The organism is bacterium (assembly GCA_036524115.1).
GTDB lineage: Bacteria > JAUVQV01 > JAUVQV01 > JAUVQV01 > DATDCY01 > DATDCY01.
Window position 1 is genome coordinate 1 of record DATDCY010000157.1, and the last position, 21393, is coordinate 21393.

At 71.0% G+C, this 21393-nt stretch carries 18 protein-coding genes; 6 read left to right on the forward strand and 12 right to left on the reverse strand.

Annotated elements, in window-relative coordinates:
• The 4 genes from VI078_07665 to VI078_07680 form a co-directional block, all read left to right on the forward strand.
• A partial coding sequence (locus VI078_07665; protein ID HEY5999167.1) for a tetratricopeptide repeat protein occupies nt 1–424 on the forward strand: 424 nt, incomplete at its 5' end.
• Between the two features lie 141 nt (nt 425–565).
• Nucleotides 566–1648, forward strand: coding sequence for a molecular chaperone DnaJ (dnaJ, locus tag VI078_07670; protein ID HEY5999168.1), 1083 nt, complete (start codon nt 566–568; stop codon nt 1646–1648).
• Nucleotides 1636–3405 carry an AAA family ATPase gene (locus tag VI078_07675; GenBank protein ID HEY5999169.1) on the forward strand — a complete coding sequence of 590 codons (1770 nt, stop codon included), beginning with the start codon at nt 1636–1638 and terminating at the stop codon, nt 3403–3405. Before dnaJ ends, VI078_07675 begins: the two co-directional genes overlap by 13 nt.
• Nucleotides 3402–4379: a J domain-containing protein gene (locus VI078_07680; GenBank protein HEY5999170.1), complete on the forward strand. Its 978-nt coding sequence runs from the start codon at nt 3402–3404 to the stop codon at nt 4377–4379. The genes VI078_07675 and VI078_07680 overlap by 4 nt, the downstream gene beginning before the upstream one ends.
• Before the next feature lie 31 nt (nt 4380–4410).
• Here the strand turns inward: VI078_07680 and VI078_07685 are convergent, their stop codons facing one another.
• From VI078_07685 to VI078_07740, 12 genes are all read right to left on the reverse strand, one after another.
• Nucleotides 4411–5169 (reverse strand): glycosyltransferase family 2 protein, encoded by a 759-nt coding sequence (locus VI078_07685; protein ID HEY5999171.1) that lies wholly within the window; start codon nt 5167–5169, stop codon nt 4411–4413.
• A 14-nt stretch (nt 5170–5183) separates the two neighbouring features.
• Nucleotides 5184–6602, reverse strand: coding sequence for a radical SAM protein (locus VI078_07690; GenBank protein HEY5999172.1), 1419 nt, complete (start codon nt 6600–6602; stop codon nt 5184–5186).
• Nucleotides 6592–8067 (reverse strand): radical SAM protein, encoded by a 1476-nt coding sequence (locus VI078_07695; protein HEY5999173.1) that lies wholly within the window; start codon nt 8065–8067, stop codon nt 6592–6594. Before VI078_07695 ends, VI078_07690 begins: the two co-directional genes overlap by 11 nt.
• Before the next feature lie 7 nt (nt 8068–8074).
• The gene (locus VI078_07700) at nt 8075–8995 is read right to left on the reverse strand and encodes a transketolase C-terminal domain-containing protein (protein HEY5999174.1); all 921 of its coding nucleotides are present in this window, start codon (nt 8993–8995) and stop codon (nt 8075–8077) included.
• Nucleotides 8995–9849, reverse strand: coding sequence for a transketolase (locus VI078_07705; GenBank protein HEY5999175.1), 855 nt, complete (start codon nt 9847–9849; stop codon nt 8995–8997). Before VI078_07705 ends, VI078_07700 begins: the two co-directional genes overlap by 1 nt.
• 16 nt (nt 9850–9865) lie before the next feature.
• Nucleotides 9866–11197 carry a hypothetical protein gene (locus VI078_07710; protein ID HEY5999176.1) on the reverse strand — a complete coding sequence of 444 codons (1332 nt, stop codon included), beginning with the start codon at nt 11195–11197 and terminating at the stop codon, nt 9866–9868.
• Nucleotides 11198–11244: 47 nt separating this feature from the next.
• Nucleotides 11245–12180 carry an NAD(P)-dependent oxidoreductase gene (locus VI078_07715; protein ID HEY5999177.1) on the reverse strand — a complete coding sequence of 312 codons (936 nt, stop codon included), beginning with the start codon at nt 12178–12180 and terminating at the stop codon, nt 11245–11247.
• Between the two features lie 13 nt (nt 12181–12193).
• Complete coding sequence (locus VI078_07720) at nt 12194–13180, reverse strand: GDP-mannose 4,6-dehydratase (protein HEY5999178.1); 987 nt, start codon at nt 13178–13180, stop codon at nt 12194–12196.
• Complete coding sequence (locus VI078_07725) at nt 13177–14376, reverse strand: DegT/DnrJ/EryC1/StrS family aminotransferase (GenBank protein ID HEY5999179.1); 1200 nt, start codon at nt 14374–14376, stop codon at nt 13177–13179. The genes VI078_07720 and VI078_07725 overlap by 4 nt, the downstream gene beginning before the upstream one ends.
• On the reverse strand, nt 14369–15373 hold the full coding sequence (locus VI078_07730; GenBank protein HEY5999180.1) for a kinase: 1005 nt from the start codon (nt 15371–15373) through the stop codon (nt 14369–14371). The genes VI078_07725 and VI078_07730 overlap by 8 nt, the downstream gene beginning before the upstream one ends.
• Nucleotides 15374–15514: 141 nt before the next feature.
• A complete protein-coding gene (locus VI078_07735) occupies nt 15515–17449 on the reverse strand; it encodes a hypothetical protein (GenBank protein HEY5999181.1) in 1935 nt (644 codons plus the stop codon).
• Entirely contained in the window at nt 17446–19203 is a 1758-nt protein-coding gene (locus VI078_07740) for a glycosyltransferase family 39 protein (GenBank protein HEY5999182.1), read from the reverse strand. Before VI078_07740 ends, VI078_07735 begins: the two co-directional genes overlap by 4 nt.
• Before the next feature lie 293 nt (nt 19204–19496).
• Here VI078_07740 and VI078_07745 point away from each other — a divergent pair, with 293 nt between their 5' ends.
• On the forward strand, nt 19497–19808 hold the full coding sequence (locus VI078_07745; GenBank protein HEY5999183.1) for a hypothetical protein: 312 nt from the start codon (nt 19497–19499) through the stop codon (nt 19806–19808).
• Between the two features lie 46 nt (nt 19809–19854).
• Nucleotides 19855–20889, forward strand: coding sequence for a tRNA 2-thiouridine(34) synthase MnmA (gene mnmA, locus VI078_07750; GenBank protein HEY5999184.1), 1035 nt, complete (start codon nt 19855–19857; stop codon nt 20887–20889).
• Nucleotides 20890–21393 lie beyond the last annotated feature (504 nt).

The following is a 21393-nucleotide window of genomic DNA, read 5'->3' on the forward strand; positions in this document are numbered from 1 at the left end:
GGGCCGCCGGACCCGCGCGGCGCGCGGGGCGCTCGTCGCGGCTGCGGCCGCCGCGGGCCTCGCCTTCTCGGCGGCGACCGTCGCCCAGCAGGCGGTCTGGAAGGACAGCCTCAGTCTCTGGGACGCCGTCATCGAGCGCGAGCCCCTGCCGCTGGCCTTCGCCTACCACAACCGCGCCGTCGCCCTCGCGCGGGGCGGGCGGATCGGGGAAGCCATCGCCGACTACGGCCGCGCGAACGCGATCGACCCGGGGGATGCGCGGGTGCTCGTGAACCGCGGGCTGCTGCTGGTGCAGACCGGCCGGATCGGCGACGCGGTGGCCGACTTCCGGGCGGCGTGCGATCTCGGCAACGATTTCGCCTGCCGCGCCGCCGAGGTCTACCGCGCCGGGGGCGCGCCGTTCCCCGGCCGCCCCCGCGATTGACACCCGCCGCTACGCCTCCTACGATACTGCATCGAAGGAAGCACGGAACGGATTTCGGACACCCCCGGCAGGCAGCCGCACCCCGCTTCGCAGCGCAGGCGGGGCGGTTTCCGGCCGCGCAGGCGAGGAAAGGCGGGCGCAGTGGCCGCGAAGCAGGCGAAGAAGGATTTCTACGACGTACTCGGGGTGGCGCGCGAGGCGGACGGCGCCGAGATCAAGAAGGCCTACCGCGCCAAGGCGATGCAGCACCACCCCGACCGCAACCCGGGGGACAAGCAGGCGGAGGCGCTGTTTAAGGAGTGCGCGGAGGCCTACGAGGTGCTCTGCGACCCGGAGAAGCGCGAACTCTATGACCGCTACGGCGTGGCGGGCCTCAAGGGGACGGACTTCCGGCACTACCAGTCCCCCGAGGACGTCTTCGGGGCCTTCGGCGACATCTTCGGCGACCTGTTCGGCTTCGGCCGCGCGCGCGAGGCCTGGCACCGCGGCTCCGACCTGCGCTACCAGCTGGACCTGGAGTTCGTCGAGGCCGCCCGCGGCGTCAAGAAGACGATCGAGCTGGAGCGCCCCGCCATCTGCTCCTCCTGCAAGGGCTCGGGCGCCGAGAGCGAGGCGGACATCGAGATCTGCGCGACCTGCCACGGCCAGGGGCAGGTGCTGCGCCAGCGCGGCTTCCTGACGATCAGCACCGCCTGCAGCGCCTGCCGCGGCGAGGGGCGCGTGGTGAAGAAGGTCTGCAAGGCCTGCAAGGGGCGCGGCCAGGTCCGCGAGAAGAAGTCGGTCGAGGTCGCCGTCCCCGCCGGGGTGGAGGAGGGCAACGTCCTGCGCCTGCGCGGGGAGGGGATGCCGAGCCCGACCGGCGGCCAGTCCGGCGACCTGCTCATCGTCCTGCGGGTGCTCGACCACCCCGTCTTCCGCCGGCACGGGCTCGACCTGGTCCTCCTGCTGCCGGTCTCCTTCGTGCAGGCGGCCCTCGGGGACACGGTGACCGTGCCGACGCTCGACGGGGAGGAGCCGCTGCGCATCCCCCCCGGCACGCAGCCGCAGGCGCTGCTGCGGCTCGAGGGGCTGGGGATCAAGTCCGGCCGCCACACCGGCGACCTCATCGTCCAGGTTGACGTCAAGATACCGACGAAGCTCTCCGCCGAGCAGAAGGAGCTGCTGCGCTCGTTCGCCGCGACGGAAGGGACTTCGCCCAAGGAGAAGAAGTGGTGGAACCTCTGACCACGGGAGCGATGGACCCGAAGGAGCTCGAGCGCGAGCTGCGCGAGTTCCTCAGCAAGCGTTTCGGCGGCCAGGTGCAGTTCGCCGGGGCGGTCCCCCTGGGGGTGCCGCAGGCGCAGCCGGACGGCGAGGGGAGCGAGCAGCCCGCGCCGCCGCCGGCAACGCCGCTGCCGGACTTCGACCTCAAGCCGGAGCAGCTCGAGGCCTACCTCGACCAGTTCGTCGTGCGCCAGGACGCCGCCAAGGAGGTCCTGGCGACCAAGGTCTGCACGCACTACAACCGCATCAAGCTCTTCCGCGAGCACCCGGGCGAGAGCCGCTTCGCGGGCGTCGGGCAGATCAAGAGCAACATCCTGATGCTCGGGCCGACCGGCGTCGGCAAGACCTACCTGGTCAAGCTCATCGCGAAGAAGATCGGCATCCCCTTCGTCAAGGGCGACGCCACGAAGTTCTCCGAGACCGGCTACGTCGGCGGCGACGTCGAGGACCTCGTGCGGGACCTGGTGCGCGAGGCCGGCGGCGACGTGCGCCTGGCCGAGCACGGCATCGTCTACATCGACGAGATCGACAAGATCGCCTCCTCGTCCAACGCCTACGGCCCGGACGTCTCGCGCACCGGCGTGCAGCGCGCGCTGCTCAAGCCGATGGAGGAGACGGACGTCGAGCTGCGCGTGGCGCACGACATGGTCTCGCAGATGGAGGCGCTCCAGGACTGGCAGCGCACCGGCAAGCGCGAGAAGAAGACCGTGAGCACGCGCAACATCCTCTTCATCCTCAGCGGGGCGTTCACCGGCCTCGACGAGATCGTCAAGCGCCGGCTGGCGCGCACGGCGATCGGCTTCCGCGCCGCCGAGACCGCCCCGCCCGACGCCTCGACCTCGTGGTACCTGCACCGCGCCGCCGCCGAGGACCTCATCGCCTACGGCTTCGAGTCCGAGTTCGTCGGGCGCCTGCCGGTGACCGTCGTGCTCGACCCGCTCTCCGAGGACGACCTCTTCGCGATCCTGCGCAACCCGACCTGCCCGGTCATCCAGGGGAAGAAGGCGGACTTCAAGGCCTACGGGATCGACGTGCACTTCGAGGACGAGGCGCTGCGCAAGCTCGCGGCGCTGGCATTTCTCCAGCGCACCGGCGCGCGCGGGCTCGCGAGCGTCGTCGAGGCCACGCTGCTGAAGTTCGAGAAGAAGCTCCCCTCGACCGGCATCCGGCGGCTCGTCGTGACCCCCGAGATGGTGGACGACCCGGCGGGCCAGCTCGCGCGCCTGCTCGCCAACCCGGAGGACGCCGATTTCGCCGCGCGCTTCGAGCGCCTGGCGGCGGCCGAGCGCGCGGAGTTCGGCCGCGCCCTCGAGGCGGAGGCGTCGCCGCTGCGCGAGCGCTGCCGGCTCCCGCTCGGGCCGGAGCTCTCCGACCTGGCCGTGCGGCGCATGGCCACGCGCGGGACGGACGCCGCGGAGGCCTGCCGCGCGATCGAGGAGTCGGTCGCTGCGCTCGATCGCTTCCTCGCCGCGTTCCGCGAGAAGCACGGCATCGTCCTCGAGCCCGACCCGGCGGCGCGCGAGCATCTCGTCCTGCTCGCGGGGGCGGCGCCGGCGGAGGTCGAGGCGGTCTGCGCGCGGGTCTTCGCGAACTACGGGCTCGGCCTGAACCTGCTGCGCGAGCGCACCGGGCGCGACCACTTCACGGTCCCCGTCGAGGCGGTCAGCGACCCGGACGGCCACCTCAACCGCCTGATCCGGGAGAGCTACGCGCAATGAAGGCCAAGGACTACTACGCCGCCCTCGGCGTCGCCCGCGGCGCCTCGGAGGACGAGATCAAGAAGGCCTACCGCAAGCTCGCCCTCCAGTACCACCCCGACCGCAACAAGGGCGACAAGAAGGCGGAGGAGAAGTTCAAGGAGATCAGCGAGGCCTACGCCGTGCTCTCCGACAAGGAGAAGCGCGCCCAGTTCGACCAGTTCGGCGCCTCCGACTTCCGCAAGCGCTACAGCCAGGAGGACATCTTCCGGGGGGCGGACTTCGGGGATGCCTTCAGCGGCACCGGCATCGACCCGAACGACCTCTTCGCGCACCTCTTCGGCGGCGGCCACGGCCGCGGTCCCGGCGGCGGCTTCCGCGTGCACTTCGGCGGCGGCGCGCCGGGGGGCGGCGCGGGCGGCTTCGACTTCAGCCAGGTGTTCGGCGGGGGCGGGGGCGCGCGCGGCGGCGGGCCCATCCCCGGCGAGGACATCGGGTACGAGCTGCCGGTCACGATCGAGGAGGCGCACCACGGCGCGGAGAAGCAGGTGACCTACCAGGGGCCGGCCGGCCCGCGCGAGCTGAAGGTGCGGATCCCCGCGGGGATCGGCGACGGGCAGCGCCTGCGCATCCCCGGCCGCGGCGAGCCGGGCCACGCCGGGGGCGTCGCGGGCGATCTCTACTTCACGGTGCGGATCGAGGAGCACCCGCTCTACGAGCGCGAGGGGGCGGACCTCCTGCTGCGCCGCGAGGTGCCCTTCACGCTGGTCGCCCTCGGCGGCGCGGTGGAGGTGCCGACGCTCGAGGGGACGAAGAAGGTCAAGATCGCCGCCGGCACGCAGCCGCAGACGCGCATCCGGCTCGCGGGCCACGGCATGGCGATGCGCGGCGGCAAGCGCGGCGACTTCTACCTCATCGTCATGCCGCGGGTGCCGGCCAAGGTCACCGCGAAGCAGAAGGCGCTGCTCGAGCAGCTCGCGGAGGAGAATCTCTAGGGCCTGCGGCGCAGCGGGCTGCGCCCCTCGGTCAGGAACCCCGTCGCGTCAGGGAGAGCGCCTCGAGCGCGGCGGTGACGGCGGGGTCGCGTCTGCCGAGGCGCTCCTTCGCCAACTGGATCAGGTGGCCGCAGCCCCAGCGGAAGACCTTGAGCTTGCGCACGCCGCCGATGCGCCGGGGTTCGTCGCCGGGCACCTCGCTGCAGGGGAGACGGTACTTCGCCAGCCTCATCGAAAGCAGCGGTTCGCACCCCATCGTGCAACGGGTGATCGCGTCCTCGAGGCGATAGGTGGCGTCGAGGTGCAGCCTCAGCGCCCGGAAGACGTCGACCCTGATCGCCCGGTACATGCCGAGGACGTCCGTGAAGCCCGTCCCGAAGGCGAGGTTGACCAGCGCCGGGAACAGCCAGTTGCCGAAGCCGGTCGCCAGATCGTCGTCCTCGCTCTTCGCGCCGAAGCCGTAGCGCGTCGCGATGACGTGGGCCCAGCCCTCGCGGATCTTCGCCGCGAGGACCGGGATCACCTCCGGCAGCGAATTCCCGTCCGGGCTGAAGGGGATGAAGACCTCGCCCGAGATCAGCTCCAGCGCTTCGCAGTAGGCGTTGCGCAGTCCGGGACGGCGCTGCACGTGGACACGGTAGCCGTTCTCCCGCGCCCACTCGACCGTCCCGTCGGTGGATCCGCCGTCGACGACGAGGATCTCGTCCACCCAGCGGGGGTCGATCCGGGGCATGATGATCCTCATGCCTTCGATCTCGTTGAGGGTGCAGACCAGGAGCGTGATCCTCATGCCGGCGATCCGCCTCAGGTGCGCATGAAGTTCAGGAAGGCCCGCCAGGCGAAGCGCGCCTTCTGCACGGGCGAGCCGCCGACGCGATAGAGGCGGGCGAGCGCCGTCGAGTACAGGTAGACCCAGAACAGGCGCAGTGCCGGCGTCGGCAGCGCGAACAGGAGCCGCATCCACGTCCGGCTCTCGAGCAGCCGCGGGCGGCGGACCAGCAGCGGGAACAGACAGGTCAGCCGCTCGATGCGCCGACGCTGCGCCGCAGGCAGCTCGAGGTCGCAGCGCAGGTAGTTCTGGGGCCAGGCCCCCGGCGCGGGCGTGTAGAGCCCCATCCGGACCGCGGTGTCCGTGAGTCTGAGCCCCGGGTAAGGCGCGAAGATGCTGCCCAGCGCCAGGACCGGCCGCACGCGGCTGTTGAGCCGGACGGTGGCGAGCATCTGTTCGAAGCTCTCCCCGGGGACCCCGATGACGTTGCCGACGCGGTGGGGGATGCGGTACTTCGCCAGCAGGTCCCCCGTGCGCACGATCTGCTCCTCGCTCATCGCGCGCTTGAGCACGTCGTTGCGTATGCCCTCGTCGCCGCTCTCGATGCTCCAGTTGACACCCACGCACCCGCTCTCCTTGAGCGCCCTCACCAGCTCTTCGTCCACGAGGTTCGCGCGGATGTTGCACGTGTAGGGGAGGCCGATTCTCCGCGGATAGGCCTCGGCGAAGGCGAAGAACCACGCCCGGTCGAGGATGAAGGTGTCCTCGTTGAACGAGACGACCCGCAGGGGGTAGCGCCGGCGCACGCCCTCGATCTCCTCGAGCAGGTAGCCGACGCTCTTCTTGCGCACGGGCGGCCCGCACGTGCCGAACTTCTCGGCGAAGGCGTGGTTGAAGCAATAGGTGCAGCGGTAGGGGCACCCCCGCCCCGAGAAGAACTGCTTGGAGGTCATGTCGCGCCGGAGCGAGTCCTCCCGATAGACGATGTCGCGGTCGGGGAACGGCATGGCGTCGAGGTCGGCCAGCCGGTGGTAGGGGCCGGCGTCCCGTCCGCCGCAGGCGACGATGTTCTTCGCGGGCGTGAAGCCGCTGCGGACGAAGTCGAGGATCGCGTGTTCCCCCTCCCCGACGCAATAGGCCTGGATCGTCGTTCCCCGCAGGATGTCCGCACTGTAGGTGGGACCGGCCCCGCCGATCAGCGACACGCCCTTCCAGCGTTCCTTGAGGCGGCGGTCGAAGGCCACGTACTCGGACATCTCGCCGGACATCGTCGAGTAGCAGACCAGGTCCGGATCGGACGCCACGACCGTGCGCAGCAGGCGCTCCCGGTTGCGATCGGCGAGATACGACGTCCGGGCGCCGGCCTGCTTCAGGACGCTGGAGAGGGCGTACACCCCGTGCAGATCCTGAAGCTGGGGGTAGATGTCGACGAGGACGACCTTCTCAGTCGCCAAGCAGCCGCCTCCTGAGCCGGATGCCCGTCATGCGCTCGAGGTGCCGCCGCGCCGCGGCGCCGAACTTCCTCTCGATCATCGCCAGGTAGCCCGGATCCCTGAAATAGCGGTCGAACGCCGCGTCGCGGAACGCGAGAATCTCCGCGGCGTCCAGGGCCGCGGTGGGGAGCGGCAGGAACTCGTAGCCCTGCTGCGCGTAGCCTGCCCACTCGCGGGGCAGGGGGGTGCCGTCCCGCAGGCACTGATCGTAGAGCTCCGAGCCGGGCGGGGCCATCGCGCAGAAGAAGCTCGGGAAGGCGCACTCGAGCTCGAACGCCAGGCCGAGCGTCGCCTCCATCGTCTCCCGGGTGTCGCCGGGCAGGCCGAAGATGAAGTTGGCGCAGACGTCGATCCCCGCGTCGTGGATCTTCCGCACGGCCCGCCGCGTCACGTCGGGGCCGTAGGCGCCCTTGCGCGCGCGTCTGAGCACACCCGGGTCCGCGGACTCGATTCCCAGCTTGAGCCAGTTGAAGCCGGCGCGCTTGAGCAGCCGCAATTCCCGCGCGTCCATCGCGTCGACCCGGTCGACCCGGGCAAAGGCGCAGAGGTTCAGGCCATACCCGCGCCGGACGAGTCCCTCCGCTATTGGCAGGTAATGCCGGGGGGCGAGCACGAAGAACTCGTCGTTGAGGTTGATGTGCACCACGCCGTGCTCCCGGTGGAGGATGTCCACCTGGCGCAGCGCCCACGCCGGGCTCCAGGAGCGCACGCGGTGCTCACCGTACGCCGCGTGTATCGCGCAGAAGGAGCAGCGGTAAGGGCAGCCGAGGCTCGTGAGCATCGAGGCGACGCGGTCGCGGGAGGCGAGGTCCTGGAGCGTCATCCAGTTGAAGGCGCGGTACCGCCCGCTCGCGAGCGGCAGCAGATCCCAGGCGACCTCGGGGAGCTCGGCGTCGAGGTCCTCGATGTTCGGCGGACGGGGGGTGCGGCGCAGCGCTCCGGCCTCCCGCCACCAGAGCCCCGGCACGTGCTCCCGCGGATCGTCCCGCAGCAGCCCGAGCAGCGTCAGGAAGCCCTCACCCTCTGCCAGCATGTCGCACGCCTCCTCGCGCATCGTGCGCTCCGGCAGGGCCGTGGGGTGCCATCCCGACAGCGTGACGGTCATGTCCGGCCGCGCGGTCTTGAGGGCGGAGCAGAGCGCGCGCACGGCGGTCATCAGCGGCGCGCAGGTGTTGGCCTGCTGGCCGTGGACGACGATGTTCGTGATGCGGGCGCCGACCGCCGCCGCCGCCGCCGCGGCCTCCCCGGCATCGAGGTTGAGCGCGCCGGCATCGAGGATGGACACCGAAAAACCCCGGCGTCGCAGGAAGCCGGCGGTGAGCGCGGCCCAGAACGGCGGGTCGACGGCGGAGAATTCCGCGGACAGGTCCTGATAGACCAGCTTCCTGGCCCCCCCGACGTTGACGAGGAGGATGTCGGTCCCCACCTTCGGCTCACTCCCCCCAGAGGCCGCGGCAGGTGTCGATCGCCGCCGCCACGTCGTACCCCCAGCGCCGCCGCAGGGTGTCGCGCCTGGGACTGCCGAGCGCGAGCGCGTCGTGCGGACCGAGGCGCACGAGCTGCGGACGGGGGCCGCCCAGGCCCGAGTGCCAGGCTGCGACGGCCGAGCCCAGGCCCCCGAGCGGCGTCGACTCCTCGAGGAGCAGCAATGCCCGGAAGCGGCCCGCGAGCCGGTCCAGCGTCGCGGTGTCGAGCGGCTTCACCGTGTGGAACTGCCAGACCTCCGGGTCCCTGCCCTCGCGGGCGAGGGCCGCGTGCGCCGCCAGCGCGACGGGGGCCATCTCCCCGGAGGAGAGCATGGCGATCCTCCGTCCCTCGCGAAGCAGCCGCGCCTTGCCGATGACGGCCGGAGCGGGAGCGTCGTACGACGGCTCGCCCGCCTTGCCGATCCGAAGGTAGGAGGGCCCTTCGAGCGCCAGCGCCTGGGGAAGCAGCGCCTCGACCTCGTTCGGGTCCCCGGGGGCGACCACGGTCATTCCCGGAAGCAGCGCCATCAGGGCAAGGTCGTCGGGCGCGTGGTGCGTGACGCCGCAGTTGGCATAGCTGTAGCCGCCGCCGGCGCCGACGACCACGACGGGGAGGCGGTGGTAGGCGAGCGCGACCCTGATCTGCTCGAAGGGCCGGCCGGTCATGAATGCCGCGATGGAGTACACGACGGGCCGGAACCCTTCCAGCGCCAGCCCCGCGGCCGCGGCAACCAGCTGCGCCTCGGCGATGCCGACGTTCACGTACCGCGGCCCGTGCCTGGCCGCGAAACCGTCGAACATCTCGAAGCCCATGTCCCCGGTCAGGAAGACCACCCGCGGGTCGCGATCGGCAAGCCCCTCGAGTGCGCGGGCGAAGGCTCGCCGCATCAGGCGCCGTCCCGCCGGTGCAGGGGCCGCTCCCCCAGTTCGGCGAGCGCCCGCGCGAGTTCCTCCGCGTCAGGCTTCCGATAGTGCCAGAGGACGTCGCCGTCCATGAACGAGACGCCCGTGCGCGTGCGGGCCACGATGGCGGACGGGCGCCCCGGAACAAAAGGCACGGCCTGGAGCGCTTCGACAACCTCGCGCATGTTCGAGCCGTCCACCGCGCGCGCCGCCCAGCCGAAGGCGAGGAACTTCTCCTCGATGCTGGTGTGGCCCGTCAGCTCGCCGGTCCGCCCGACGGCCTGGATGCCGTTGCAGTCCACGATCGCCAGCAGGCGGTCGAGCTTCTGCGCGGCGGCGAACATCGCGGCCTCCCAGACGCTGCCCTCGTTGCACTCCCCGTCGCCGAGGAGCACGGCGGCGCGGCCCCCGGCGCCCTTGAGCCGCAGCCCGTAGAGCACCCCGGCGGCGATCCCGAGCGACTGGCCCAGGCTGCCGGACGAGGCCTCGAGCAGCGGCAGGGCGTGGGCACAGGGGTGGTTCGACAGCGGTCCGCCTTCACGCCCGAATTCGCCCAGCGTCTCGCGCGGCAGCAGGCCCCGCTGGGCCAGCACCGCGTAGAGCGAGGCGCAGCCGTGGCCCTTCGAGAGAAAGAACCGGTCGCGGTGCGGCGCCTTGGGGTCGGCGGGGTCGACGTCGAGCCACGCATGGTAGAGCGCGACGAGCACCCCGGCCTGGCTCAACGAGGAACTCAGATGCCCCTCGCCGGCGTCGAAGGCCATCTGGACACAGGTCGCCCTCGCCTCGCGCGCCAGGCGCTCGAGGCGGGCGATGTCCGGGATCCCGCGCCGGCCGCTCACGGGCGAAAGTGTACCATCACGTCCGGCGGTGGTCCGCGGCGGCGAGTGTCCCCCCGAATTCACCCAGGGCGCGGGACGCGAAGAGGACGACCGAGAGGTTCAGGAGGCTCGCCTCCCAGACTCCCGATGTCGGCAGCCATGGCTGCAGGAAGCGGCTGAAGAGCAGCAGGGAGATGCCGGCGAATGCGGCGAAGCCCGTCCCGCGCGCGCCCGGTTCCCCGCCGGCAGGCCGGAGCGCAACGAGGGCCAGAGGGATCGCCGTGACGTAGTAGTGCACCCAGATCAGCGGCGCCGACAGGAGCATGACCGCGGCGCCGAGCGCCAGGGCGGCAGCCGTCCGGATCCACTCCCCCTCCGGGCCGGCTGTCTCCGCTGCAGTGGCCGGGGCGCAGTCCGTCCCGGGCCTGGCGGCGCTGCGCCTGGCCGCCGCGACGAAGATCAGCAGGCACACCAGGAAGATTGCCGTCGAGAGCCGGACGGAGAAGAAGCGCTCCATCAGGACGGCGAGGCCGAAATTGCCGTCCGCGACGCCATAGCGCGTATCCAGGATTCCGGGAAGCGCCCGCAGCCACTCGAGCCAGCAGCGGGCGTCGCCGAGGTAGACGCTCGAACCGATCAGGCCGATCAGCGCGCCGGCGGTTCCGCCCGCCGCCGCGAAGGCGACCTTCCGCCCGCGGCGCCGCAGCGACCAGTAGAGCACCGGCAGCGCCATCGCCGCGGCCACGCTGGGTTTGAACAGGATGCCGAGGGCCATCAGGAACCCGGTGACGAAGTCTCGCACGGGCCGGTCGCGGCCCCTCTGCACGAGAAGAACGGCAACGAGGAGCGCGCATTGCAGGCGACCGAGATTGGCCATGTGCACGTCCGCGGCGAACGGCAGGAACCAGCGCAGGAAGAGCACCGCGAGAAGGCAGGCGGACACCGCCGGGTAACCCAGCGCGCCGCAGAGGGCGAAGACGGCCGCCGTGAACGCCGCCAGACTGACAAGGGTGAAGTTCGTGTAGTCCGTCTCGTAGTCCCCGGTCGAGCATAGCCCGAAGAGAAAGTAGCAGAAGGGGGTCGCGGTCGTGTCGTAGACGCCCGTCTCCACGGTGTTCTGCGACGCCGCGCGCTGTCGCTCGGACGTCGCAGGGCGAAGGTTGTCGATGGCGAGGGCGCGGGCGAGCCGCTGCCGTCCCTCCTCCGAGTAGATGTTCCCCACCGGGCCGGCGGAGAGCGCGCGCGGCACGCCCCAGCTGCCGAAGAAATCCGCGCCCACGCTCTCCCGGGACTCCTGCCAGGCATCCTGGGCGGCGTTCGCGGCCAGCAGCGCCGCCAGCAGCAGGGCGAGCCCCGGAACCCACCTCATGTCAGCGACGGCGCAGGGGCCGCCGCGGCGGCGCCGGCCCGCCCCGGTCAGACGTTGCCGTAGGGGCCATGGCAGATGACGGGATAGCCGCGGATGATCTCGGCGATCCCCGCTTCGAGGGAGTGCGCGGGACGGAAGCCGGTGGCCTCGATCTTCCGGTTGGAGACGAGGTAGTCGCGCTTGTCCGGGTCCTCGCCGAGGGGCGCCTCCAGGAAGAGGAAGCCCGGGATCTGCTCCTTGATCTTCGCGCACAGCTCGAGCTTCGTCAGGTTGGCGTCCGACAGGCCGGCGTTGTACGCCTCGCCCCGCATGGACTCGAAGTGCTCCATCGCGTGGATGAAGGCCGCGGCGACGTCCCTGACGTGGAGGTAGTTCCTGCGGAAGTGCCCCTCGAAGACCACGAGGTACCGGTCCCGCAGCGCGCGGTAGGTGAAGTCGTTGACCAGCAGGTCGAGGCGCATCCGCGGCGACATGCCGAAGACCGTGGCCAGGCGCAGGGAGATGCCGCCGTGCTCGAGGACGATCCGCTCGGCCTCGACCTTCGTCCGTCCGTAGAGGGAGATCGGCTTCAGCGGCATCTCTTCGGTGCACGGCGCGTCCCTGGCGCCGATCCCATAGCCGCTGTTGGTGCAGGGCAGGACGAAGCGTTGTTCCGCCGACGCCAGCCGCGTGAGCGTCGCGACCGCGTCCCGGTTGGTGGTCGTGGCGCCCACCGCGTCCCGGTCGCAGAGCGGCGCCCCGACGAGCGCGGCGAGGGGGATGACGTAGTCCGCGCCGGCGAGCGGACGGCGCAGCACGTCGGGGTCGCGCGCATCTCCGCGGACGATCCGCAGGTTGGGGTCGTGGCAGCACTCCAGGAGCGACTGCTGGCGGTAGAGGAACGAATCGACGACGGTCACCGCATGGCCGCGGCGGAGCAGTTCCGGAACAAGCACCGACCCGAGGTACCCCGCGCCGCCGGTCACCAACACGGTGTGAGCCATTCGCATCTCCTTCTCAGGTCGCCGCGGCACGCGTGCGGCGGCGCCATTCCTCGAGCAGGTCGCGGACGCTGTCGGCCGCGGGCACCTTCGGGCGCCAGCCGGTGGCGGACGTGAACTTGGCGCAGTCCGGCACCTGCTCGAGGGTGTCCACCGGCCGGAGCAGGGCCGGGTCGACACGGGCCGGGATCGGGACCCGGCTGTGCCCCCGCAGGACCTCGAGGAATTCGCCGACCGACAGCGTCGTGTCGCCGCCGATGTTGTAGACCTCCCCCGGCTCGCCCTGCCGGAGCGCCAGCCAGTTGGCCTCCACCGCATCCCGGATGTCGAGCAGCGTCCGGACGGGGCGGAGGTCGCCGTGAAGCAGCTCTGCCTGGAGACCGGCCTCGATCCGCGCAACCTGCCGCGCGAAGGAACTCGAGAAGAGGTCCTCGCGCCTCGGATTGAGGTAGCCGAAGGTGCGCGTGCGGACGATCCTCATCCCGTAGGAGCGGCCATAGGTCACGGCCAGCGCCTCCTGCGCGGCTTTTGACACTGCGTACGGGCTGAGCGGCTGGAGCGGAGCCTCCTCGGCGATCGGCCTGCCGGCGGCGGAGTCGCCGTAGACCTTCGAGGTCGACGCGTGGAGGATGGCCGGCGTGCCCCCCGTCAATCGGACGGCTTCCAGAAGGTTGCAGGTCCCGAGGATGTTGTTCGCGAGGACGGCCGCAGGCGCCGTGAAGGAAGCCGGCACGTTCGCGGAGGAGGCGAAATGGAAGATCGCATCCGGCCGCGCGGACGCCAGGACGGCCAGGACCGAGGAGAGATCGGTCAGGTCGCAGTCGTGCAACGCGACGCGGCCGGCGATCGCGGCCACGTTCTGCAGCGCGGCGGCGGTGCGCCTGCGCACCGTGCCGTGGACCTCGATGCCCGCCTCGCGCACGAGAAACTCGGCCATGGAGCTGCCCGCCGCGCCGGCCACCCCCGTGACGAGCGCCCTGCGGAATTCCGGGCTCCCGCTCATGCCTTCCCTGCCCGCGGCCGGAGCCGGCGCAGCGTCCGCCACAGGAGGTCGATCTGCTCCGTGAGATCCTCGGCGCAGTTGCCGACGAAGAAGCCGTGGTCGTGCACCAGGTCGGCGTTCCGCGAGCTCGCCACCTCGTACTGGAAGTGCCGGATCACGTCGTGGCGCAGGAAGTTTCCGCCGGTGACCATGCGGAAGTCGATCCCCGCCGCGCGCAGCGCCCTGAAGACGCCGCCGCGCGTCAGTCCCGAGCCAGGGCGGACGATCATCGTGAGCGCGAACCACGAACTCTCGCCGGTCTCGCGCTGGAGCGCGAACCGCTCGTCGTCCCGGAAGCGCTCCCGGAAGACCTGCGCGTTCCGCCGGCGCACGGCGAGCAGCGCGTCGAACTTGGCGAGCTGCTCCAGCCCCACCGCCGCCTGCAGTTCGGTCCCGCGGACATTGTAGCCCGGAAGGATGAAGCGGTAGCCCTCGGCGAAATCGTCGGGACTCTTCTCGAAGATGACGCTGCCGCGCTCCTGGTCCCGCGTCCAGCCGTGACTGCGCAGGGAACGCGCCAGGCAGGCGATCTCGTAGTCGTCGGTGAGGATCACGCCGCCCTCGATCGTCGTCAGCTGGTGGGAGAAGTACGTGCTGCAGGTGCCGATGAGCCCGAACGTGCCGGTCCATCGCCCCCGGTACCGGGCTCCGAGCGCCTCGCAGTTGTCCTCGAAGAGGATGAGGTTCCGCCGCCGGCACAGGGCGAGGATCGGGTCGAAATCGCAGGGATTGCCCAGCACGTTCACCGCGACGATCGCCCGGGTGCGCCGGCCCACCGCCGCGGCCAGCGCCGCGGTGTCGTACGTCAGCGTCTCCGGGTCGACGTCGACGAAGCGAAGCCTCAGGCCGTACTGGAGCAGCGGGTAGTAGGTCGTCGACCACGCGATGCAGGGAACGATGACCTCGTCGCCGCGGCGCAGCGGCGACTCCCTGCGAAAGAAGAGCGCGGCGATGCCGACGAGGTTCGCGGACGAGCCCGAGTTCACGAGCAGCGCGTACCGGGCGCCGAAGCGCTCGGCAAACCTCCGCTCGAACCCGGCCACGAGGGGCCCCAGCGTGAGGCGCCCGCTCCGTATCGTGCGTTCCAGCGCCCGTCGCTCCTCGCGGCCGAGGTTCGCCGCGGCGAGGGGATAGCGGCACCCCGCCGCGCTAGGCATCGCCGTCGCAGGCGGGTTCGTACACGACGATCCTGGAACCGTCGAAATCGAACCGGAACGGAATCACCAGGTAGCCGTCGAGCGCCCGCACGAGCCGCGCGCGCTCCTCGGGCCTCACGTAGAAGAGCAGGCACCCGCCGCCGCCGGCGCCCAGCAGCTTGCCGCCGAGCGCCCCGCCGTTCATGGCGGCCCGGTGCAGGGCGTCGATCGCGGGTGTCGAGATCCGCGGCGAAAGCTCGCGCTTGATCTCCCAGGTCCGGTTCAGCAGCGCTCCGAACGCGTCGAGGGCCGGGGGGTCCGCGCTCAGCAGTTCCAGGGCCCGATCCACCAGGCGTGCCATCTCCGTCATCGCCGGGAGCTTGTCCGGCAGCGCGCGCAGCTGCTCGGCCGCGATCTCCGACGCGTTGCGCGAGTGGCCCGAGAAGACCAGTAGGAGGCGGTCCTCGAGGTCCCGCAGGGCCCCCGGCCGCAGGATCACCGGCCGGACGACGATCTCGCCGCTGGTCATGAACTCCACGACGTTCAACCCGCCGTACGCGGAGAGGGTCTGGTCCTGGGAGCCGACGTTCTCGCGGATCATCCGTTGTTCGATGTGGATGGCGCCGCACGCCAGGTCGCGCTTGGAGGCCATGCGGTTCTCCAGGGCGTGGAGGCTGTTCAGCAGGCCGACGGTGAAGGCGGAACTCGACCCCATGCCGCTGTGCGCGGGCATGTCGCCGTCGTGGTGCACGGACAGGCCGTAGTCGATGCCCGTGTACCGCAGCGTCTCCCGGACGGAGGGGTGCTGGATCTCCTCGATCGAACTCACCAGCTCGGTCCTGGAGTAGACGATGCGGTGCTTGTGCGTGAAGAAGGCCGGGAGCCGGCGCACGCTCAGGTAGCAGTACTTGTTGATGGTCGTCGCCAGCACCTTGCCCCCGTGCTCGAGGTAGTGCGCCGGGTAATCGGTCCCGCCGCCGAAGAACGAAATGCGGTAGGGGGTCCGCGAAACGATCATCGTCACTCTCCTCCGGCCTGCGGCCGGATCCTGCTCCGGCGGCCGGCGCTAGGATAGCCGTCGCGGCCGCCGATGTACAAGGCCGGCCCGGCCGTGTCCGCCGCCGACCGCCGGTCACCGTGCGCGCGCCGGCAAAGACCGTCAGGGATTCAGCCGCGCGGGGCGCGCGTCATTTCTCCGGGCGATCGCGATCCCGAAGCCCTGGCGGCTGAAGACCTTCCGGCCGGCGAGGTGCACGGGCGTGTAGTGGTCCATGATCCAGTCCCTGAGCACGAGGCCGTAATCCGTCCCGAAGTACTCCGCCAGGTGCTCGGGCGTCGGCCGCTCCGTGAGCAGCACGTAGTCGGGACGTGCGCTCTCGAGGTCGTCGCGCATCCGTTCCTCGCCGACGTTCGCGACGTACTGCGGCGTGAACTCGAACCAGCGCGCCGGGTTGCGGCGTCGCGCGAGGTAGTTCAGCATGACCCCTTCGGGCACCACGACGAATCCGGCGTCGCGGGGCATCAGCGCTTCAATCGCGCCCAAGGTTTCGTTCACCGCGGGCGCGACTTCGGAGGCGTCGAATCCATAGGAGTACAGGCGTCGCGTGCCGTCGCCGGCGCCGAAGCTGAAGAAGCGGTCCGGGCCGCTTCCCACGGGAGCGTCCATCAGCGCATAGATCTTCCGGGACGACTCGACCTGAACGCCCAGGAACACGAGGACGAGCGTGGCCACCAGGATCCTCGCGGTCGAGGCGCAGCCGCCGAGGCGCCCGACGAGGTTCGGGAGGTGGTGCGCCGCCATCGCGACGAAGACCAGGGCGGCGGGCAGCGCCAGGGCGAATCCGTAATAGCGGAGCTCCACCCTGAGGATCATCTTCGCGAGCAGGCCCAGGGCGAAGAGGGCGTACACGAGCAGCCAGATCGGCTCCGGCCTTCCATCGCGGCGGGCGTTCCACAGGCGACGCACCTGCCAGCCGGCCGCCGCCAGCATGAAGAAGGGAAGCGGCCGCGCCGCGCGCAGCCAGATGTCGTCCCGGTCCTTGAGGAGGCAGCCGCAGACGGCCAGCCCCACGACCATGGCCGACACCAGCAGCCGATGGCGGCGGCAGCCCCCATGCCGGCCGACGACGGTCGAGATGAGCGCCACCGCCGCGCCGAGAACTCCGTAGACGGCGGCTCCCGTGAACATCGCCACGAGGTTGGCGACAGGGGCATCCAGCCCGGCGAGCCCCAGGTAGAAGGGATGGCGGACTATTGCCGGCCTGCTGACCGCCGTCACCGTGGTCGCAACCATGGCCATCGCCCCGGCGACCGTGCCCCGGGAGGAGAAGAGCGCAACGAACAGCAGGGGAGGGACGACGAAGCCGGCCGCAAGGACGGCGAGTGTCGAACCCCGCCCGTGAGCCGTCGGCGACTGCCGCTGCCCCGGGGGAAGGGCGGCGACGACGACGGTGGTCAGCAGCGCGGCGGCGAAGACCTCCACCTTGGTGAGGAAGATCAGGCCGAGCAGCACGCCGACGATGCCGGCCGAGAGACGGTGCCTGCGCCGGTGGAACGAGCACAGGGCCGGCAGGAGCAGGAAGGCGAGATACAGTCCATAGGTGACCTCGTGCGCGTACGGACAGACGAAGTTCCAGTTCCCCTGCCCGGCGTTCCGGGAGAAGGCGAACGCGCAGAGAAACACCATGGCGCACAGGGTGGCCGTGAGCCGGTCCAGGACGTTCCGGAAGGTCCGGTAGATCCCGAGCGCCAGAAGTCCGATCGCCAGCAGGTTGAACGTGGCCAGGGTCCTGAGGCTCACGCCGAACAGGGAGAACAACACGGCGTTGCCGTAGTGCGCAAGGGGCCCGTAGAAGTGCGGGAGGTCCCGGTAGAGCATGGCCCCTTCGGTGATTCTCCAGGGCACGTAGAGCTCCCTGCCGTAGTCGACGAGCACCTCGGGCCAGCGGTACCAGCTGACGGCGGCCATCGCGGCGAAGGTGGCCGCCAGCACGCCGTACGGCAGGAAGCCGGCGAGTCGCTGGTGCCGGCGGTCCGGGAAGCCGCAGGTCCGGCCCGTCGAGAAACCCGGCGGCGCTCCCGGGTGTCCCTTCACCTCGGCTCCGCGTTCCTCGCGCCGATGGCGATCCCGAAGCCCTGATTGCTGAAGACCTTGCTGCCGGCCAGGAATACGGGCGTGTAGTGCTGCGTGATCCAGTCCCGCAGCTTGAGGCCGTAGTCGTTCCCGAAATAGAGGAAGCCGTGCTCGGGCGTGGGCCGCTCGGCGAGCACCACGTAGTCGGGGCGGGCCGCCTCGAGATCGTCCCGCATTCTCTCCTCGCCGACGCTTGCGAGGTACTGCGGCGTGAACTCGAACCACCGCGCCGGGTTGCGGCGCCGGGAGAGGTAATTGAGCATGACGCCCTCGGGCAGCACGACGAAGCCGGCCGCACGCGGCATGGTGTCCTCGATCGCCCGCAAGGCTTCGCTCATGACCGGACCGATCTCGCTGACCTCGGGTCCGTAGGTGTAGAAACGATCCGCGCCGGTGCCGACCGGATACGTCATGCGCCGATAGAAGTCCCACGACATCCCCGCGTGGACGACCAGCGACACGAGCACCAGCGCCGTCATCACGACCCTCGCCGTGCCTGCGGATCCGCCTCTGCGCTGCACGTAGCGGGGCCAGTGGTGCACGGCGCCCGCCACGGTGACGAGCGTGGCCGGCAGGGCGAGCGCAAAGCCGTAGAAGCGGAACTGGACCCTCAGGATGATCTTGAGCAGGAGGAAGAGACCGAAAGTCGAGAGAGCGAGCGGCAGCAGCGAGCGCGGACCGCCGTCGTCGGCCGCTGCTTCCCCGCGCCGCCTGAGCAGCCACAGGGAGTGCGCAGCCACGAACAGGGGGATGGGCCTTCCCACGCGGGACCACAGTTCGGTCCGGTCCCTGAGCAGATAGGCGGTCACGCAGAGCACCACGGTGCATCCGGCCACAAGGAGGCGGTTGCGCGCGAGGCCGCCTCGCCTGGCGACGAATCTCCCCAGTACGAGCACGCCCAGCAGGATCACCCCGTAGATCGCCGCGGCGGCGAGCAAGATCCCGGTGTTGGCGAGCGGCTCATCCAGGCCGGCATGATTGAGATAGAACGGATGCCTGACGATCGCCCCCCTTCCAAGGGAGGTCACGGTGGTGGCCAGCATTCCGGCCGCATCCGCGACCGTCGTCCGGCAGGCAAAGAGCGCCGCGAACCCGAGCAGGGGCACCATGAAGCACACCGCGGCAAGAAGAAGGCGCCCGCGGGCCGTGGGCCGCAAGGAGCGCGTCCACACCACGGGGACGCCGACGACAACGACGGCCGCCGCCGCCGCCGCGACGAAGACCTCCACCTTGGTCAGGAAGATCAGCCCCAGGAGGAACCCGGCGCCGCCGGCCCAGCGACGCTCTCCCGGGGTGTGGAATGCCGCCAGCGGCACGAGGAGCGCGAAGGAGAGGAACACGCCGTAGGTGACCTCGTGGGAGTAGGGACAGACGAAATTCCAGTTCCCCTGCCCGGTGTTTCGACCGAACGCGAACACGCCGAGAAAGACCATCCCGCAGAGCGTGGCCGTGAGCCTGTCGTAGACGCGGCGGAACATGACATAGATGCCGACGGACAGCGCCGCGATCAGGAGCAGGTTGAACGTGACGAGCGTCCTCAGTCCCGTCCCGAACAGGGTGAACAGGAGAGCGTTCCCGTACTGTGCGAGCGGTCCGTACAGGTGCGGGATGTCCCGGTACAGCATCTCGCCGGCGTCGATCCGCCAGGGGACGTAGAGTTCCCTCCCGTAGTCAACGATGGCCTCCGGCCAGCGGTACCAGCTCAGAGCGGCCATGACGGCGAAGGTGGCAACGAGGATGCCGCAAGGAAGCAGGTCCTCTGAGCGACCCGCTCCGCCCGATCCGCCCTGTGCCCGCACCTGATCCCTCCGCGCACCGCCGGCATCCCCCGCTTCAACGGCACGCGTGGAGCCGCCGCTCAAGAATGCGAAAAAATCCAACATAGTATACGGAGTTGCCCCGGAGACGAAGGGAATGTCGCGATGCCCACCGCTTCTTTTCGGTTTGACATGCCGTGCGGCCGCGCCTACCATCCGCAAGCTGACAATTTTGATGGGGGTTAGTGCAGATGGCGAAGGAGAAGAAGCGGAACTGCTGGGAAGCGAAGAACTGCGGCCGGGAACCGGGAGGGGCGAACGTCGGCGAGCTGGGAATTTGCCCGGTGACCACCGAGGAGCGGCTCCACGGCGCCCACGGCGGCAAGAACGCTGGGCGGGCCTGCTGGGTCGTGGCGGGGACGCTCTGCAAGGGGCAGGTCCAGGGGACCTTCGCCCGCAAGTTCGAGAACTGCGAGAAGTGCGACTTCTACATCCAGGTCCGCGACGAGGAGTTCCCTTCGTTCACCTTCTCCAGCGTGCTGCTCGCCAAGCTCAAGGGCTGACCGCGCAGGCGCGGGTCCCGGCCCCCCTTGAGCCGGAGGGGGGCCGGTGAACGTCCTGGTCGCGATGAGCGGCGGCGTGGACAGCACGCTGGCCGCCGCGTTGTTGCTCGAGGAAGGGCACCGGGTCTCGGGCTGCACGCTCGTCCTCGTCGAGCCGCTGGCCGGCGCGGGCGCCCCGGAGGCGGCCGGCGCCGCGGCCGCGCAACTGGGAATCCCGCACGAAGTCCGGGACCTGCGCGGCCAATTCGAGCAGCTCGTCGTGCGGCCCTTTGCCGACGGCTACCTCGCCGGCCGCACGCCGAACCCCTGCGCGCTCTGCAATGCCCGGGTGAAGTTCGGGGCGCTGCTCGAGCGGGCGCTGGCGGGCGGCGCCGATGCGCTGGCCACGGGTCACTATGTGCGCGTCATGCCCGGCCCGGGAGCGGCGCCGCGGCTGCTGCGCGGCGCGGACCGCGCCAAGGACCAGTCGTACTTCCTCGCCGGCGTGTCCCGGGAGGCCTTCGCCCGGGTGCGCTTTCCCCTCGGCGACCTGACGAAGGCCGAAGTCCGGCGGCTGGCGCGCGAGCGCGGCCTGGCCGCCGCGGAGCGGGCCGAGAGCCAGGAGATCTGCTTCGTGCCGGGTGACGACAGCGGCGCCTTTGTTGCCGCCCGCGCGCCGGCGGGAACGGTGGCGCCCGGCCCGGTGCTCGACGAGACGGGCCGCACGATCGGGACGCACCGGGGGCTGGCGCACTACACCGTCGGGCAGCGGCGCGGCCTCGGGTTCGCGGCCGGGCGGCCCTTGTACGTGCTGAGGCTCGAGCCGGCGACGAATGCGCTCGTCGTCGGCCCGGACGCAGCGCTGTGGGGGCGCGGGCTGCTCGCCGCCGGCGTGAACTGGCTCGTCGATCCGCCGGCGGGGGCGTTCCGCGCCGCGGTCCGCATCCGCTCCCGCCACGAGGCGGCGCCGGCAACGGTGGAGCCCGCGGGGGACGGCGCCTGGCGGGTGGGCTTCGATGAGCCGCAGCGGGCGATCACGCCGGGGCAGGTGGCGGCGTTCTACGACGGCGACACGGTCCTGGGCGCAGGCACGATCCAGTGAGGCGCGGGCCGGCGGCGAGGCCCCGGCGCGCCCCGGCGGCGTTGTCGGGAGGGCTGCTTGTGCGGCGGGCACCAGCCCGCCTCCGCGCGCCCATCCCTCCTTCCTTGCCGGGACGCACCGGGACGCTCCCGATCGGCCTGCGCAGCCAATGACCGTGAGGCGCGGGCCGTCGGCGAGGCCCCGGCGCGCCGCTCGTGCACATGCCGCGGGGGCGGGACGGTGCCGTGCGGCCGCTGAGTTGCGCGCTCGACCTGGGCCTGTCCGGCCCTGCGCTCGAAACGCATAACTCGCCCCTGCGGGGCTCAAACAATGCGTTTCGCCCTTCGGGCCGCTCCGGTCCGGACGCCCAGGTGCCCTCGCGCTCCACATGCGTCCGCCCGTCACCGCCCCGTCCCCGCTCAAGCCCAGGCCGACTTGCTGATCGCATTCATGATCGGCAGGCTGCCGAGAAGGGTCCAGATGCAAGGCGCCCGACGATCCGGCGAGTGAGGCGGGCTGGTGCCC

Coding starts and splice junctions, on each gene's coding strand:
- VI078_07680 (HEY5999170.1), top strand. CDS start 3,402: ATGAAGGCCAAGGACTACTACGCCGCCCTCGGCGTCGCCCGCGGCGCC.
- VI078_07685 (HEY5999171.1), bottom strand. CDS start 5,169: ATGAGGATCACGCTCCTGGTCTGCACCCTCAACGAGATCGAAGGCATG.
- VI078_07700 (HEY5999174.1), bottom strand. CDS start 8,995: ATGCGGCGAGCCTTCGCCCGCGCACTCGAGGGGCTTGCCGATCGCGAC.
- VI078_07710 (HEY5999176.1), bottom strand. CDS start 11,197: ATGAGGTGGGTTCCGGGGCTCGCCCTGCTGCTGGCGGCGCTGCTGGCC.
- VI078_07715 (HEY5999177.1), bottom strand. CDS start 12,180: ATGGCTCACACCGTGTTGGTGACCGGCGGCGCGGGGTACCTCGGGTCG.
- VI078_07720 (HEY5999178.1), bottom strand. CDS start 13,180: ATGAGCGGGAGCCCGGAATTCCGCAGGGCGCTCGTCACGGGGGTGGCC.
- VI078_07725 (HEY5999179.1), bottom strand. CDS start 14,376: ATGCCTAGCGCGGCGGGGTGCCGCTATCCCCTCGCCGCGGCGAACCTC.
- VI078_07730 (HEY5999180.1), bottom strand. CDS start 15,373: ATGATCGTTTCGCGGACCCCCTACCGCATTTCGTTCTTCGGCGGCGGG.
- VI078_07740 (HEY5999182.1), bottom strand. CDS start 19,203: ATGGCCGCTCTGAGCTGGTACCGCTGGCCGGAGGCCATCGTTGACTAC.
- VI078_07745 (HEY5999183.1), top strand. CDS start 19,497: ATGGCGAAGGAGAAGAAGCGGAACTGCTGGGAAGCGAAGAACTGCGGC.